The 16297-nt window shown below is 65.5% G+C and carries 15 protein-coding genes; 8 read left to right on the plus strand and 7 right to left on the minus strand.

Features of this window, described 5'->3' with window-relative positions; all coding sequences use genetic code 11:
- The first annotated feature begins 1 nt into the window (after position 1).
- From GFY24_RS02490 to GFY24_RS02520, 7 genes are all read left to right on the plus strand, one after another.
- Complete coding sequence (locus GFY24_RS02490) at positions 2–1465, plus strand: MlaD family protein (RefSeq protein ID WP_153803261.1); 1464 nt, start codon at positions 2–4, stop codon at positions 1463–1465.
- On the plus strand, positions 1462–2505 hold the full coding sequence (locus GFY24_RS02495) for an MCE family protein (protein ID WP_153803262.1): 1044 nt from the start codon (positions 1462–1464) through the stop codon (positions 2503–2505). Before GFY24_RS02490 ends, GFY24_RS02495 begins: the two co-directional genes overlap by 4 nt.
- The gene (locus GFY24_RS02500; protein WP_153803530.1) at positions 2505–3500 is read left to right on the plus strand and encodes an MCE family protein; all 996 of its coding nucleotides are present in this window, start codon (positions 2505–2507) and stop codon (positions 3498–3500) included. Before GFY24_RS02495 ends, GFY24_RS02500 begins: the two co-directional genes overlap by 1 nt.
- Positions 3497–4597, plus strand: coding sequence for an MCE family protein (locus tag GFY24_RS02505; protein ID WP_153803263.1), 1101 nt, complete (start codon positions 3497–3499; stop codon positions 4595–4597). Before GFY24_RS02500 ends, GFY24_RS02505 begins: the two co-directional genes overlap by 4 nt.
- On the plus strand, positions 4594–5679 hold the full coding sequence (locus GFY24_RS02510; RefSeq protein ID WP_153803264.1) for an MCE family protein: 1086 nt from the start codon (positions 4594–4596) through the stop codon (positions 5677–5679). Before GFY24_RS02505 ends, GFY24_RS02510 begins: the two co-directional genes overlap by 4 nt.
- Entirely contained in the window at positions 5676–6848 is a 1173-nt protein-coding gene (locus GFY24_RS02515; protein WP_153803265.1) for an MlaD family protein, read from the plus strand. The genes GFY24_RS02510 and GFY24_RS02515 overlap by 4 nt, the downstream gene beginning before the upstream one ends.
- A 69-nt stretch (positions 6849–6917) precedes the next feature.
- On the plus strand, positions 6918–7787 hold the full coding sequence (locus GFY24_RS02520; RefSeq protein ID WP_153803266.1) for a hypothetical protein: 870 nt from the start codon (positions 6918–6920) through the stop codon (positions 7785–7787).
- Positions 7788–8067: 280 nt separating this feature from the next.
- Here the strand turns inward: GFY24_RS02520 and GFY24_RS02525 are convergent, their stop codons facing one another.
- The 6 genes from GFY24_RS02525 to GFY24_RS02550 all read right to left on the minus strand — a co-directional run bounded on the left by GFY24_RS02525 (position 8068) and on the right by GFY24_RS02550 (position 13953).
- Positions 8068–8718, minus strand: coding sequence for a ribonuclease H (locus GFY24_RS02525; RefSeq protein ID WP_153803267.1), 651 nt, complete (start codon positions 8716–8718; stop codon positions 8068–8070).
- A gap of 10 nt (positions 8719–8728) precedes the next feature.
- Positions 8729–9256: an SRPBCC family protein gene (locus GFY24_RS02530; RefSeq protein WP_153803268.1), complete on the minus strand. Its 528-nt coding sequence runs from the start codon at positions 9254–9256 to the stop codon at positions 8729–8731.
- A gap of 94 nt (positions 9257–9350) precedes the next feature.
- Entirely contained in the window at positions 9351–10535 is a 1185-nt protein-coding gene (gene lhgO, locus GFY24_RS02535) for an L-2-hydroxyglutarate oxidase (RefSeq protein WP_309230353.1), read from the minus strand.
- Positions 10536–10546: 11 nt separating this feature from the next.
- A complete protein-coding gene (locus GFY24_RS02540) occupies positions 10547–11278 on the minus strand; it encodes a hypothetical protein (RefSeq protein ID WP_153803269.1) in 732 nt (243 codons plus the stop codon).
- A 381-nt stretch (positions 11279–11659) separates the two neighbouring features.
- Positions 11660–12451 (minus strand): TIGR03084 family metal-binding protein, encoded by a 792-nt coding sequence (locus tag GFY24_RS02545; protein ID WP_153803270.1) that lies wholly within the window; start codon positions 12449–12451, stop codon positions 11660–11662.
- 146 nt (positions 12452–12597) lie between these two features.
- On the minus strand, positions 12598–13953 hold the full coding sequence (locus GFY24_RS02550) for a hypothetical protein (protein WP_153803271.1): 1356 nt from the start codon (positions 13951–13953) through the stop codon (positions 12598–12600).
- A 191-nt stretch (positions 13954–14144) separates the two neighbouring features.
- Here GFY24_RS02550 and GFY24_RS02555 point away from each other — a divergent pair, with 191 nt between their 5' ends.
- Positions 14145–15215 (plus strand): metallophosphoesterase, encoded by a 1071-nt coding sequence (locus GFY24_RS02555; RefSeq protein ID WP_153803272.1) that lies wholly within the window; start codon positions 14145–14147, stop codon positions 15213–15215.
- On the opposite strand, the gene GFY24_RS02560 is transcribed toward GFY24_RS02555, so the two are convergent.
- Positions 15212–16219: a zinc-binding dehydrogenase gene (locus GFY24_RS02560; protein WP_153803273.1), complete on the minus strand. Its 1008-nt coding sequence runs from the start codon at positions 16217–16219 to the stop codon at positions 15212–15214. The two genes, GFY24_RS02555 and GFY24_RS02560, sit on opposite strands and share 4 nt — an antisense overlap.
- Positions 16220–16297 lie beyond the last annotated feature (78 nt).

A 16297-nucleotide genomic window follows, 5' to 3' on the forward strand; every position in this document is an offset into this window, starting at 1 on the left:
CATGATCATCGATCCGAGCGGGCGCGGCCCGACCATGCGCCAACTGCTCATCGCGGGTGTCGCCGGGCTCTGTGTCTTCGCGCTCATCCTGGGTTTCCTGATGGCGCGGTACAAGGGCTATTTCATCGAAAAGGTCAATGTCACCGCGAATCTCACCACCACCGGTGACGGGCTGCCCGATAACGCCGATGTGAAGTTCCGCGGCGTGCTGGTCGGCGCGGTCAAGGATGTGTCGGTCGCCGCCAAAGGTGAACTGCAGCAGGTACATATCGAGATGAAGCCGGAGTACACCGACGGCATCCCCGCGAATGTCACTGCCCGCGTGGTGCCCTCGAACCTGTTCGCCGTCACCTCGGTGGAGCTGGTCTACAACGGCACCGATGTCGCGCACCTGCAAGAGGGTTCGCAGATTTCCGAGGATCGCTCCAAAGGCACCATCGCACTGCAGGACACGCTCACCACGGTCCGCAATATCCTCGGCAAGATCGACCCGATCCAGTTCGGCCGAGTACTGGGGACGCTGTCGTACGCGCTCGACGGTTCCGGTCGGATGCCCGGTTCGAGCATCGAGCGAGTGGATCGCTGGTTGCAGTCGGTGGACGATTCGATCCCGGATCTCGGGGTCATGCTGGGCGACTTCTCCAACTCCTTCCGTGCGCTGAATCAGTCCGCGCCGGAGTTGATGGGCGTGCTCAGCGAATCGGTGAAGACCGCGCAGACCATTGCCGATCGCCGCACCGAACTCACCTCGCTGATCTCCGGCACCGCGGTCACCGTGGACAAGGTCAATGCCCTGTTCGCCCGCAATCCCAATGTGGGCAAGGACGTTACGACCGGCACCAGCGCCATGTTCGGCGCGATTTCGGATGATCCGAATGCCATTCCGCTGGCCATCGCCAACCTGAACGCCTCGGTGCGCAAGCTGGCCGGCACCTTCCACTGGGGCCCGCAGCACCAGATGATCTGGAATATGGGCCTGACCTTCACGCCCTACAAGCCGTACACCCGGGACGACTGCCCGCGCTACGGCGAACTGGCCGCGCCGAGTTGCGCCACCGCGCCGCTCATCTCCGATCCCGGCACGCTGCCGGAGTCGATGCGGCCCAAGGCACTCGACGCCGCCGCCGGACTGCCGAAACTGCCGCCGCCCGCGGGCTTCCCGCTGATTCCGGGCCTGACCGTCGTGGAGCCGACGCCTTCGGACAGCACCACCCCGGCCAATCCCTTCGCTGGCACCCCGCTGCAGGGACTCTTCCCGAATCCGGCACCGGTGACCCCGGGCAATCCGCCCGCCGCCCCGGCCGCACAGCAGACGCTGCCCTCGGGTGGGACGATCTCCTACCCCGGTGACTCCGCCATTACCGCGCTGCTGGGCCGCCGCCCGACGGCCGCCGAATACCTGCTGCTGAGCCCGATTCTGAGGGATGGAACCTTGCAAGTGACCGAAAGCGGGGCCGGTCGATGAGCATTCGCAAACCGCTGATCGGCTTCGGCATCTTCGCGATCGTGTCCATCCTGGTGACCGCGGTCATCTGGAACACGCTGGCGCGCACCGTGGATGGATCCACCAACCGCTACACCGCGACCTTCACCGATGTACTCGGCCTGCGCAAGGGCGATGACGTCCGGATGGCGGGCGTGCGGGTCGGCAAGGTCGAGACCATCGAACTGGACAAGGGCAACAAGGCCCTGGTGACCTTCATCGTGCAGCGCGATCAAACGCTGTACGGCGACACCAAGGCGCTGGTCCGCTACCAGAACCTGATCGGCCAGCGCTATATCGCTCTGGCGGAACCGGTTCCGGGCAAGCCGGTCTCCGGCACCCACACGGTGCTGAAGAACAACGGGGGTATTCCGGTCGAGCGCACCGAGCCGTCCTTCGACGTCTCGGGTCTGCTCAATGGTTTCCAGCCGCTGTTCCAAGTGCTGCAGCCGGAGCAGGTCAACAACCTCTCCAATACCTTCATCCAGGCGCTGCAGGGTGACGGAGTCTCGTTGAGCGCCTTCATCACTCAGGCCGCGACCCTGGCCACGGATTTCCAGCGCCGCGACGCCATCCTCTCGGATGTGATCACCAATCTCTCCGGTGTCATGTCCGGGCTGGCCAAGCGCGGCGACGAGCTGGAGACGCTGGTGACCCAGACCCGCGCGCTCATCGGCGGGCTCTACGCCCAGGGCCAGTCGCTGCAGTCCTCGACCGTGCAGATCGCCGACGCCACCTCGGCGCTGGTGAATATGATCGGCCAGATTCAGCCGAAACTCGTACTGGCACAGAACTCCACGCATGACGCGCTGGCGCTGCTGCTGGCCAATGGCGACAAGCTCGATCAGGCCGCGGTGGATCTGCCTGGCATCCTCTCCGATGTCGGCAAGTTCACCCAGAACGGCGCGTACGCCAACGCCTACGTGTGCAGCCTGGACGTCTCGCTGTACGGCATCCTCTTCCCGCGCGGTCTGTTCTCGCAGATCGGCGGCAACTCCCACTCGGCGGTGTGCCGGCCATGATGGCGAAACTCAAGTCCCGCTTCGGTTCCAATCGCAATCTGTGGCTCGGCGTGCTCGGCGTGCTGCTCATCGTCGGCCTGCTGGCCGGGTCCACGCTGTACCGGCAGATCGGTATCGGCGAGAAGACCATCAAGGCCGAATTCGTGCAGACCGCGGGCATCAGGACCGGTGACAAGGTCTCGGTGTCGGGTGTCGCGGTCGGCCGGGTCTCCGGCGCCGAACTCGAGGGCGACCATGTGATGGTCTCGCTCTCGGTGAGCAATGACGTCAAGCTCGGTCCGGACGCCAAGGCGTCGATCAAGATGGCGACGCTGCTCGGCGCCCGCTATGTCGATCTGATTCCCGGCGACGGCTCCGGTCTGAAGAGCAATCGAATTCCCAAGTCCAACACCGCCGTTCCCTACAACCTGGCCGATGTGGTGCAGGAGGGTACGCCGAAGTTCGAGGAGCTCGACACCAAGAAGCTCGCGGATTCGCTCAATCTGATCAATCAGCAGATGGGTGACACCCCGCAGCTCACCGTGCAGGCGCTGGATTCGGTCGGCGCGCTGGCCAAGACCATGAACGACCGCAAGGACGAGGTCGACCAGCTGCTCAAGGATATGGACCGGGTCACCCGGATCCTCGGCGACAATCGCAACAGCGTGCTGCTGGTCATCACCCAGGGCGAGGCCATCGCCAATCGGGTGATGGAGCGGCAGACCCTGCTGCGTTCGCTGCTGGACAATATCGCCACCCTGAGCAGTCAGTTGCAGCAGATCGGCGCGCAGAACGACAACCAGTTCGGCCCCACCCTGATCCAGCTCAACACCATGGCCGAGGGCCTGCAGAAGAACAAGGACAACCTGGACCGGCTGCTGTCGATCATGCCGGTGTCCGTGCGAACGTTCAACAACGCCTTCGGTAATGGCAATTACGGCGAGGTCGCCCTGCCGTGGCTGTTCCCGGACAACTGGTTGTGCTTCGCCCAAGTCATCGAGGGGTGCCACGGATGAAATCGGCCGAGTACACGCGAATCGCCAAGGCGGCCATGATCGGAGCCGTCGCGCTGGCCGTCGGCAGCTGCTCCATGGTGCCGCTCGGGGTGAAGGACGCGGTCGGGCAGACCCAGCACTTCACCGCCGACTTCCTCAATATCGCGGGCATGTTCGAGGGCAATCCGATCACCGTGCTCGGACTCGATGTCGGCAAGGTCGACAAGATCGTGCCCAAGGGGCAGTACGTCGAGGTGCACATGACGGTCGACGCCGGCGTGGACATTCCGAAAAACGTGCAGGCTGCGCTGATTTCGCCGTCCATCGTGACCGACCGGCATATCGAGCTGACCCCGCGCTACACCGGCGGGGACAAGCTGAAGGACGGCTCACACCTGACCACCCAGCAGACCAAGACCCCGGTCGAACTGGACACCATGATCAAGACCATCGACACCTTCGCGGCGGCGCTCAAGCCGACGGACGGGTCGGAGGGTCTGGGTCCGCTGTCCGGGCGCGTGCTGTATCCGATGATGAACGGCAATGGCGAGAAGATGCGCGATGTGCTCAACTCGCTCTCGGGTGCGCTGAAAGTCGGTGTGGACAATAAGGACGCCGTCTCCACCATCATCATCAAGCTGAACGAGTTGACCACCATGCTGGCCGACAACGACCAGTCGGTCCGGGATTTCAGCAATCGGATGACCCAGATGTCCGGGCTGCTCGCCGACCAGGCCCCCGGCCTGCAGGCCACCCTCGAACAGCTCAATGCCTTCCTGGCCAACACCTCCGGCGCGTTCTCGCAGTACTCCGATCAGCTCAACGGCACGCTCACCGGGCTCACCAATGTGACCAACCAGCTGCGCGCCAATGCCGCGGGCGTGGTCGAAGTCGTGGACACCGCACCGCTGCTCATGCAGAACCTGGATCGCTCGGTCAACCGGCAGGGCAATTTCATCCGCCTGCACGCCGTGCTCGGCTCCGCACTCTCCGGCGAGATCATCAGCCTGTTCTGCGAACGCATCCAGATGAAGGCCGACGGCTGCCGCACCGGCAAGGTGGAGGACCTCGGCCCCGATCTCGGACTGATGGCGGCGATGTTGGGAATGACGAAATGACCAAGCGAACCCGGCGCAGCGCCGTCGCGCTGGCGGTGGCGGCCTCGACCCTCGCGGTCTCCGGCTGCGGCCTGACCGTGGAAAGCCTGCCGCTGCCCAAACCCGGTGCGGGCGAAAAGACCTATACGATCCACGCGGTCTTCGACAATGCGCTGAACCTACCCGACCAGGCCAAGGTCAAGATCGGCGGCTCCGACGTCGGCGTCGTCACCAAGATCAGCACCAAGGATTTCAAGGCCGATGTCGACCTGGCCATCCGCACCGATATCGAATTGCCCAAGGACAGTACGGCCGAACTGCGCCAGGCCACCCCGCTCGGTGACGTCTTCGTCGCGGTCTCCAAGCCCAAGACCGATCAGGGCGCGCAGCTGCTGAAAAACGGTGACACGCTGAAGAACACCTCGGCGGGCGCGACCGTCGAAGAGTTGCTGCTCTCGATCTCCATGCTGTTCAACGGCGGCGGCATCGCGGCGCTGTCCAAGCTCACCGCCGAGATGGACTCCATTGTCGGAGGCAAGGGCCAGACTCTCGCGCACCTGATCACCGAAATGACCGGTGTCGTAGGCAGTCTCAACAACAACAGCCAGCGGGTGGACAGCGTGCTCGCCGGATTCAGCGCGCTGGCCGACACCATCCAGGCCAATCACGATCAGCTCGGCCAGGTCGCGGACAGCCTGCCCGGCATGATCGGGGCCATCGCCGAGAACAATCAGGCGCTCGGCGATCTGCTCACCAAGATCTCCACAACCAGTGCGGCCCTGGGTGATTACGCCAACACCACCTCGGCGGACCTGGCCAGCCTGCTCGACAATGTGCAGCAGCTGATGAACGCGCTCGCCCGCACCGAACCTGACTTCGGGCCCATGCTCGACGCCCTGCACGACATCCGGCCGAAGGTGGACGCCTCCTTCAAGGGCAATACCCTCGCGGTCGCCGCCACCCTGAGCATGCTCGATATCGGGCTGCTCACCGATCCGGCGAACAGCAAATTCCCGGATCTGCGCGACCTCAACGACTTCGGCGGCAGCCTCATTCAGGTGCTGCAGATCATCTACGGCCGGGTCACGGGGGGCCAGCGATGAACTGGGTGAAGAACCACAAGAACCTGGTGTCGAATTCGGCGCTGGTGCTGATCCTGCTCGTCGGCGCGGCCTATTTGGCCATCAGCGTCATGCGGGTCAATCCGCTGCGCGAAACCTACAAGGTGACGGTCGATCTCGATCGCTCCGGCGGTTTGCAGGCCGGTAATGACGTCACCCTGCGCGGGTATCGCATCGGCAAGGTCACCGAGATCGAGCTCGCCAGTGGTGGCACCGCCATCGCGGCGACGGTCGAAATCGACAAGAAGTACCAGATCCCGAGCGACACAATCGTTTCGGTGGGCGCGCTCTCCGGTGCCGGCGAGCAGTTCCTGGATTTCCGGCCCAATACCGACCGGGCGCCGTACCTCGGCAATGGCTCGATCGTGCAGTTCGACAAGGACAAGGTGAAGACGCCGACCCCCGTATGGTCGGTGCTGGACAACTCCAGTGAATTGATCTCGCAGATCGATCCGGACAAATTCTCCAGCATTCTCACCGAACTCGACACCGCGCTGTCCGGCGGACCGGATCAGCTACGATCGCTCATCAACGGCATCAGTGAGGCCACCACCGGCCTGGACAATCTGCTGCCGCAGACCACGAATCTGATCAAGAACCTGCAGACGATCAATGCCACCACCTCGTTGGCGCAGCCGGATCTGGCTACCCTGACACGTAATTCGAGTGTGTTGTTCCAGCAGTTCAACGATGCCAATGCCGAACTCCAGAAGATCCTGGAACAGGCGCCCGCACAATTGCAGGCACTCGGCGCGGTGCTCGACAAGACCGCCGACCCGATGACCAGCCTGGCCACCAACTTCGCGGCCATCACCAAGGCCGCACAGCTGCGCGCACCCGCTCTGCGCGCACTGTTCCCGGCGCTGGTGGTCGGCACCTCGGCCATGGGTGTGCCCGCGCACGACGGCGAGTTCTACACCATCGTCGATATCTGGCCGCGGCCCTTCTGCGACTACGTGACGAAGAAGATCCGCCCCGAAGCCGCCACCGAGGCCACCCTCTCGAAGTGGGGCAGCTACTGCACCAACGGACAGGCGGATCAGCAGATTCGCGGTTCGGCCAATGCTCCCCGGCCGGACGTGCCGAACAACGGCGCGTACCCGCCCGCGGACGCCGATCCGAACGAGCGGACCCTGCCACCGGTGAAGTGAAGCAGGCATACTCGCGGACGAAGACCCCAGTACGGTGCGCCCGCGGCGCACCGGGAAAGTGATCGATACATGTCGGATGACGCTGCCCAGGACAAGAAAACCGAAGACGACTCGATCGCCGAGGCCGATGTACAGGGCAGCGCCGACATAACGCCTCCCGCCGCGGCGGAGCCGGCCGAACCGGAGGCCGATGCCACGGTCGCCATCGAGAAGCCGGATCTGGCAAAGGAAACCGACGCGCCGGCCCCGGCTGCCGCCGACGCCGTGCCCGTGCCCCCCGAGCCGAAGCCCGCTCCGGCCGCGCCACAGCCTCACGCCGCTGAGCCGAAGCCCGTTGTCGCCGGCGGCAACTCGTCGCTGAAGTCCGCCTCGCTGCCGCTGATCGCCGCCTTCGCGGCGGGCGTACTGCTGGTCGCCGCCATCGGCGCGGTCGTCTTCTTCTGGTTGCAGTCCGACAACCGCGAGAACGAGCTCGCCGACCGCGACGACGCCACCAAGGCCGCCTGCGATTTCGTCAAGACCGTCTCGGTCTACGACGAGAAGAGCCTCGGCGATTACGTCGAGCGCGTGCAGGCATCGACCACCGGTGAGTTCCGCCAGATGTTCGACACCATGTCCGGCGACCTCAAGAGCGTGCTCACCAGCGTGCACGCCCAGTCCAAACTGAATACGGTTCGCTGCGCCTGGGAATCCGGCGACGACTCCAAGGCCACCGTCCTGGTCAGCCTCACCCAGACCTCCAGCAACACCATGCGCGCCCAGCCCCTGGTCCTGACCCTGCCCACCTTCGCCGAACTCGACAAGAAGGACGGCAAGTGGCTGGTCTCCAAATTCGAGCCCATCGCCGACAACGGCAATAACGGCCTCTTCCCCAGCGGCGGCACCCCCAACAGCACCCAGCCCGCCCCCACCACCCCAGCCCCCACCCCCGGCAACTGAGAACCGAACCGAGACAACAACAACAGAGGCCCGGCCCGCTGAACACTCATCGGCCCGGCCTTTCCGCATCCCACCGCCGAGCGGCAGAGGCTGAAGTCGGCGGCGAGCGGCAGCAGCGACTACGGTCGGCCGAGCGGCCCGCCGCGCGTGGGTCAGGGGTCGACGGACCGGGTCCGGCCTGTGCCAGGGGGTTTGGGGGCGAAGCCCCCAAGACCCAGCGTCAGCGTCCCCTTCTTCTACGAGGGTTTGGGGGCGGAGCCCCCATATCAATCTTCTGTTCTCAGAACAGCGTCAGCGCGTCCGGCGCTGGAGTCTTCGTTGCTGCCACGCGACGGCGCGGGGTGGCAGCAGCGGTGTGGGCTTGCGCCACTACCTTTTCGGTGGTTGCCGCGACGCTTTCCGCGGGGGTGATCACCGGAATCGGTTCGGTGGTGGGTTCGAGCGGGATGGGCTCGGTGGCAGGCTCACTCGGCGTGAGGTCGGGTGCGGGGTCGAGGGCACCGGAGGCGATGGCGCGTGCCGCCTGCCCGCACAGGGTGTCGGCCTGCTCGTTGAAGTAGTTGCCGACGTGGCCGCGCACCCAGCGGAAGCGCACGGGGCCGGGGCGGGTGTTGATGGCCTGGTCGATCTGCTGGATGAGTTCGAGGTTCTTCACCGGGCCCCCGGTGGAGGTCTTCCATCCGTTCCGCCGCCAACCGTTGATCCATTCGGAGGCGCATTTGATGGCGTAGAGCGAATCGGATTCGATGAACAGCGGTTCCGAGCTCGGATGTGCGCGTATGGCCTCCAATAGCGCGCGTAGCTCCGCGATCTGATTGGTGCCCGAAGGCGCACCACCGCTGGCCGATCCGCCGGCGTGATTGACCCACGCCCAGCCGATGGCTCCGCCCGGGTTACGCAGGCACGATCCGTCGGTGCTCACGATGATCATGCTCGCAACCCTACGCAATCCGGCCGACAAGATCCGTTCCGTGGAATTCCTCTATCTCCCTTCGCAATTGCGATTCGGTGCGTCGCACGGCCGATTGTACGGCGGCTGCCAGCATTCGGGAGAGCAGGCGGCCGGTGAGCCCTTCGGGGGCCCAGTACTCGGTTTCCGAGGTCAGCACCGCTCGACCGTAGCCCAGCGGATCGAAGCGCAGCGTGAGGACGGCCAGTGGCGCGGTGCACGGCGAGTTGCCGCCGTGACCCTGCGCAGGCGATGACTTCCCCGTCCTCCGCCTGCGCAGGGTGTATTCGATGACCGCGTTGCGGCGGTAGTCGGTGATCTCGCACTCGATGGTCGGGTGCCAGAAACCGACCCGCAGGGTCGCTCCGAAGATGGCTCCGGAGCCGTGGTCGCTGTCTCCGAGTGGTTCGAAGGCGGCGACCGCGAAGGCCCAGTCGGGTACGAACTGATGGTTGTCCGTGTACGTGAACGCGACCTCCACCGGTGCCCCGACGTCGCTCGCGTATTTCATGTGGCCCATAGGCTGCTCCCTGTCCCACGGCTGCCACAAAAGTACTACAGGAATCCTATTTATTGAATGGGAACCGGGATTTGCTGTCCGGAAGCTGAACCGGTCACTCGTCCAATTGTGCCGCGATATGTGCCGCGATCGGCAGCGCGGAGGTGGCCGCCGGGGATGGCGCGTTCAAGACATGCACCGACCTCGGGGTCCGCTCGATGAGGAAATCGTGCACCAGCGTCCCGTCGGCGCGCACCGCCTGCGCGCGAATGCCCGCCTCCCGTGGCAACAGATCAGCGACCGTCAACTCCGGGCAGTATCGGCGGCACTCGGCCAGATATCCGCGCCGGAATATCGAATTGCGCATCTCACGCAGCCCGGTCCGCACATTGGCCGCCGCCACCCGGTGAAAACCCCGGAATCCCAGGATCTCCCGGGCGTCGCGCAGATTCACGCTGCCCTTGCGATAGCCCTCGCGCGCCAGCCCGAGCACCGCATTGGGGCCGACGGTCAGGTCACCGTCGATGGTCGGGCTCAAATGCACGCCCAGGAACGGCAATTCGGGATCCGGAATCGGGTAGATGAGGGTGCGCACCAGCTCCCGGCGGTGCGGCGGCAATTGGTAGTACTCGCCGCGGAACGGCACTATGCGCAGGTCGGACCGTACTCCGGCGAGCCGGGCCAGCCGATCGGCCTGCAAACCACCGCACACCACCAGCCGGGCCGCCCGCCAGCTCCCGGCGGGCCCGGAAACCGTTACCGCGTCCGAGGTTTCGGCAATGGCGGTGATCTCCGCGCCGAGCACGATCTCGGCACCGGCCGCGCGCACCGTATCGGCGAGCGCGGTGGTGACCCGGGTGTAGTCGATGATCCCGGTGCTCGGTACGAAGAGCGCGCCCACTCCCGTGACCCGTGGTTCGCGGCGTACCAGTTCGGCGGCGTCGAGCAACTCCACTTCGACGCCATTGGTCACCGACCGCTCGTACAGCGCCAGCATGCGCGCGTGTTCGGCGGAATCGGTGGCCACCAGCAGTTTTCCGCACACCCGGAACGGAATGCCGTGTGCGGCAGCGAATTCCTTGGTCTGTTCGGCCCCGGCCCGGCACAGCCGCGCCTTGAGGCTGCCGGGTTCGTAGTAGATGCCGGAGTGGATGACTCCGCTGTTGTGCCCGGTCTGGTGCACGGCCAGCGCGTCCGCCTTCTCGACCAGCAGCAGGCTCGCGCCCGGATGCCGATCGAGAATGCGGTGCGCGGTGGCCACTCCGACGATGCCGCCGCCGATCACGCAATAGTCGTACACACCGGAAAGTCTCACACAGTGATGAGTCCGGAGCCGCCCGCGCGACCGAGTTCGGTCGCATGGCCGATCGAGATGTCCTGGGTGGCCGGTGTGTTGTGCCGGACCAGCTGTACGCCGTAGCGGCCGAGCGTCGGATCGGAGAGTGTGAAGGTGACCTCGCCACTGCGGGTGTCGACATCGGTGCGCAGCTGGGTATTGGTCGCGGGATCGGCGGCGAGGCCGAGGTTCTCCCCGAGTGGTGTGTGCTGCACCAGATCCGCCACGGTGGCGAACACATTGGTGTCGACCGTGACCGAGACCGAATTGCGCTGGGCCGGAACGATTACCGCGCCGACATAGGTACTGCCGAGTCGCAACTGTCCGGCTATCGCACTGGGCCGGGCCGCGCCGGTGACCTCGCCGCTGTATCCCGCCGCGGGGATCGGAACCGATTGTGGCCCCGCGGTTTCGATGGTGTGCGGCGTGAAAAACGCTGCCAGCCCGATATTGTCGGAGATCGCCGTGCTGTCCGCGGGTAGCGGATCGGTAATCCCCGATGCCGCGGCCGGGTCGTGCGACCGGGCGGGTGCGGCGATGATGGTCCCGGACTTCTGCGTTCCGGCCATCTCATTCGCGATGTAGGAGCCGGCGGCGACGGTGAGACCGATGCTCGCCATTGCGGCGGTGACGATGGCGCTGTAGCGGAGCACCTGTGCCGCACGCCGCGATGATCCTGCGGCCTGCGTCGCGAGTTGATGCGACATGACTGGTGCGGTCCTTTCCCTCTCCCCTGGTCCCCCTGCGTCTTTCGACGCCCACGACCCGCACCATTGAAAGTCGTACGCTCGTCCAGGTTACGGCGGCGCACGGCGGCACCCGCGTCTCACGAGACCAGGATCACAGCGAACTGTACCTGCAAATGAGATTGCACGGCCCGGAATGCGCAGTTCGACGGGGATTACCCATCCGCATGTTTCCGATGTCGGAAGGGTGGGTAAATACCTGAGAGCGGCGAGCGCCAACTCGACTGCCATCGAGGACTTCCGGCCAATGTCGTCCGGTCGGCACCAGGCACGGCGCACCCATCGGTGGCGCTCGTTCGCTCTACTCCCTGGGAATTGGGGGTATCCGGCCGGACCGGCGGATCAGTCGAACTGACCCGCCGTCCGGCCTGTTCCGGGCGGACCGGCGAAAGCCTGTGCCAGGCCCAGCCATTCGAGCGCCTCGGCACCCTCGACCCGCAGCGCGAGATCGCCGAGGTGCCGGCGCTGGGTGACGGCGAGGCAGAAATCCAAGGCGGGTCCGGTGATTCGCTGCGGTGCGTCGGCGGGGCCCCAGGTCCAGAGTTCACCGTCGGGCGCGGTCAATTCGATGCGGAACTCCGCGCTGGGCGCGGTGCGCCCGTGTGTCACGTATGCGAAGTTGCGCGTGCGCACGCCGAGGTGCGCGACATTCTTCAACCGGGCGGTCGGTTCGCGGGTCACGCCCAGCGCGTCCGCCACATCCTGCCCGTGCGCCCAGGTCTCCATGAGTCGCGCGGTCACCATGGACGCCGCGCTCATGGGCGGGCCGAACCACGGCAGCTTGGTGCCGGCGGGCACCTTGCGCAGCGCCTCGACCAGGGCGCCGCGATCACTCCGCCAGGCGGCGAGCAGCTCCGGCGCGGGGGTCCGGGATTCTTCCTCGGCGGCCTCGTCCACGAAGGTGAGCATCTTCGGCAGCGCGGCCTGTACCTGCTCGTTGAAGGCATCGGCATCGGTCGCGGCCAGGACGGCGACGCGATCGGTCCAGGTCAGATGGCCGATCTGATGGGCGATGGTCCAGCCGGGCGCGGGGGTTTCGCGCCGCCACTCGGCCGGGTCGAGGTCGGCGATGAGCCGGTCCAGGTCTTCGCACTCGGCGGTGAGGTCGGCGAGTAGCGCCTCGAGATCTGCCATCGAAAGTCCTTGTCGCTCAACCCTGCTGCGCCGAGATGGACACAGGGTCGGCACGCACGTCATTGTGCGTGCCTTCCGTCGGCCAGCATCGCAGCGCGTGCGCGGGAATGCAAGCACGCGTGCTTGTATTTTTCTGAACGGGCCGGCTACCAGCCGAAAAGGATCAGGTGCACGGCACCGACGGCCAGACCGAGGGCCGCGCCGTGCAGATACAGCAGCCAGGCGTCCTGTTCGACCGAGGCGTAGAACATCTCCATGAACTCGCCGGGGGTGAGCTGTTGTAATTTCCGCGCGGCGAATTCGTCGATCTTCTTGGCCTGCGCGGCCGCGAACTCCTCGTCCTCCACCAGACTCGGCGTGAGTCCGGCCGCCGCGACGGCCGCACCCACCTTCAGATTGTCGAATTGCCGTGCGCCGAAGACGGTGCGCACGAAAGTGTGTGTGGGACCGAGTTGCCGGTGGATCTCCACGGCGATGAGGCGTTCCAGGATTTGCCGAGTCTTGTCGCCATTGGTGCCGTCCAGGAGTTCCTTGGCCAGGTTGGGCAGGGTGAGCACCTGGTAGGCCAGGATGTGCGCGAGGTCGGAGGCGGCCTCGGGCTGGCGTTTGGCCAGCAGCGCCTGCTTCCACAGGTACTTGTAGCGGGGTTGCGGATCGCCCGGTTCGAACACCATTTTCACGGCGATCACATTGACGAGCACACCGATGGCGGCGGTCGCGGTCAGGATGACCGCCCAGTTCGGTATCCAGCCGATAATCGGAATGTCCTGGTGCACATGCATATACAGCGCCAGCAGCAGACCGAACGGCGCGCCGAGCAGGCCGATGCGCACCATGAATTTGAGTTCGGGCGCGGCGATGGTGGTGGTGAGGTCCTTCAGGATGTGCGGATTCTCCCGCAGGTACCGGATGACGAAGCTCTTCACATCGATGAGTTGATCGACATTGTCGCCGAGTTGTTCGAAGGCGGTCCGGGCCAGGGTCGGCAGTTCGCGCTCCACCCGCTGGTAGAGCACATTGCGGGCGGCTCGCGGCACCGCGCCCCACAGGTCCGGGTTCTCCCGTTTCATAATCTCGTTCACCATGGACGGCACCTGTTTGCGGCCCACATCGGCGATGTAGTCGGCAATACCGTCCAGGTCGAGTTCGTGGATGAAATCGCGGGGGCTGCCGATGCGCATAATGGCGACGTCCACGCAGATGCTCGCCATTTTCTCGGCGCGGGCGGGAATGAAGCCCTGGAAGCCGAGTTGTCTTCCATCGCCGGAGAAGGTGGGCAGCACCTGGACGCGGCGCGGCAGATACGGGTAGAGGATGTCCAGGCCCGGAATGCGGAAACCGCGAAAATAGAGCGGCCAGAACAACATCAGTACGCCGGTCCAGTTGGTCAGCCAGCCGGCGATGGCGCTGAAGATCGGGAAACTGATCAGGTCGACGACGAGTTTGGGCTGGCCGGTCAGCTGCTCCCAGTCGATGAAAGCGCCCGAGGCCAGTGTCGTCATGCTTGCGTCCCCCTGTTGGCCGAGCCGTTGCCGAGAAAACGGACAACCAACACTCTCATCGGTGAAGGGTGCTGTCAAAAGGTCGATGGCCTCGGAGAACGTGTCATATTGTGCGTGGATTCCCGGGACCGGGAATACTGGTCGGTCGACCAGAACAATAGGGTGGGACGACAACGAAAAAGGAGCGATCGATGAATGTGGACCGCCGTGGCTTTCTGACCGGTGCGGCCACCGCCGCCGGACTCGCCACCGCCGCGGGCCTGGTGACCGCCGGAACCGCCGGAGCCCAGCCCGCACCCGCGCCCACCGTCACGAAACTCCCTTTCCCCGAGAGTGATTCGCTGCGCATCCTGGTCACCGGTGACGCCGGAACCGGTGCGCGGCCGCAGTGGGCGGTGGCCGACGCCGCCCGCGCCCTGCACGCCCGGCAGCCCTTCTCCTTCGCGCTCGGCCTCGGCGACAATGTGTACGAACAGGGTCCGTGGGCCGATGACGACGCCCAGTTCACCGCCAAATTCGAGGACCCCAATCGCGGGCTCGACTTCCCCTGGATCATGGTGCAGGGCAATCACGACAACAGTTCGGTCATGCCCGGCGACGGCGGCTGGCTGCTGCGCGGTGACCACGAGGTCGCGTATCACGCGCGATCCGAACGCTGGTGGATGCCGGCGCGCTACTACTCCGTGCCGATCGGGTCGCTGGTCGAATTCTTCGTACTGGACCTGAATCCCATCGCGGCCTATCTGCCGCCGCTGTTCGCACCGTACTGGGCGGCGGACGGGCAATTCATGACCGAGCAGGCCGCCTGGCTGGACCGCGCGCTGGACGCCTCCACCGCCAAATGGAAGATCGTGTGCACGCATCACCCGTATCTGAGCAATGGCGGTCACGGAAATGCCGGTGAATACGAGGGGTTGAATATCGCGCCCATCAACGGCATTCATGTGAAGGAGTTCTTCGAGGCGCACGTGCTGGGGCGCGCCCAGTTCCTGCTCTCGGGTCATGACCACTGCCTGCAGGTGCTGGAGACGAATACCGCCTGCAAGGGCACCCGGCAGATCGTCTCCGGCGCGGCCGCCAAGACCAGCTCGGGCGCGCACGCCAAGGATGGCCGCACCGTCAATCCGGTGCTGTTCGAGAACTACACCGACCTCGGCTTCATGGTGCTGGAGCTGACCCCGTCCACCGCGGACCTGACCGTTCACACCGTCGATCCCTCGAACGGTCAGTCCACCAACGCTTTCCAGCGCCGCCTGGGTTAGGGCTTCAGCACGATCCGAATCGGGTTGCCTTCCTTGGCATCCAGGGCGTGCACGGCCTTGGCGGCATCGGCGAGCGGCACCACCGCGCTGACGGACCGGGAGAAGTCGACCCGATTCAACCCCTGCAACTTCACCAGCTGGGTCACATGCTCGGGCTCGGAGCCGTAGTGCCCGCGCAACTGCTGCTGGAAGAAGCTGAAAGCCGTTCCGCCGGTAATGGTTATGGGCTTGTTGGTCAGCCCGACCAGCACCAGCCGGCCCTTCGGAGCCAGGCAGACGACGGCCTGTTCCCGCACCGCCGCCACACCCGCGAAGTCGAAGGCCGCCGCCAGACCGGTGCCGGTGGCCTGGAAGATCTTCTGCCGCAGGTCCGGATCGGCCGGATCGAAGGCGAGATCCGCGCCGAATTCCAGGGCGCGCTCACGCGCGGCGGGCAGTGGATCCACCGCGATAATCGGGGCGGCACCGACCAGGCGCAGCAATTGCACCGCGTGGGCGCCGAGCCCGCCGACACCCCAGACCCCCACCGCCTCACCGGCTTTCACCTCGCCGGTGGCGGTAACCGCGGCCCAAGGCGTGGAGACGGCGTCGGGAATGAAACACGCCTGCTCGAACGGCAGTTCATCGGGAATCGGTACGAGCGTGTCGATCCTGGCGAGGGTGTACTCGGCCCAGCCGCCGTCGTAGTCCACGCCGCGCGTGAAGGTCGCCGCGCCGCGCAGTTCCCCGGCCTGCAACAGCACCCGATCCCCGACCTTGGCGGCGGTGACGCCGGGGCCGAGTTCATGCACGGTTCCAGCGACCTCGTGCCCGAGGGTCACCACATCGCCCTTCAGGAACAGCGGCGTCAGCGTCCCGTCGATGAGGTGCACATCCGACAGGCAGACCCCGGCGGCTTCGACCTTCACCAGCACATGGTCCGGTCCGGGTTCGGGCACCGGCACCTCTTCGAGCTCCAGCCTGCGATTCGGTCCCAGGTGTAGTCGTGCAGCCAGCATGTTCATCGACTCCTATGGCGTTAGGTCCGGCATCGGCTCCGCCAGCCATGCTAGGTCGAGCCCGCCGAAACCATGCCCGATTCG

The organism is Nocardia sp. SYP-A9097, assembly GCF_009649815.1.
Lineage (GTDB): Bacteria > Actinomycetota > Actinomycetes > Mycobacteriales > Mycobacteriaceae > Nocardia.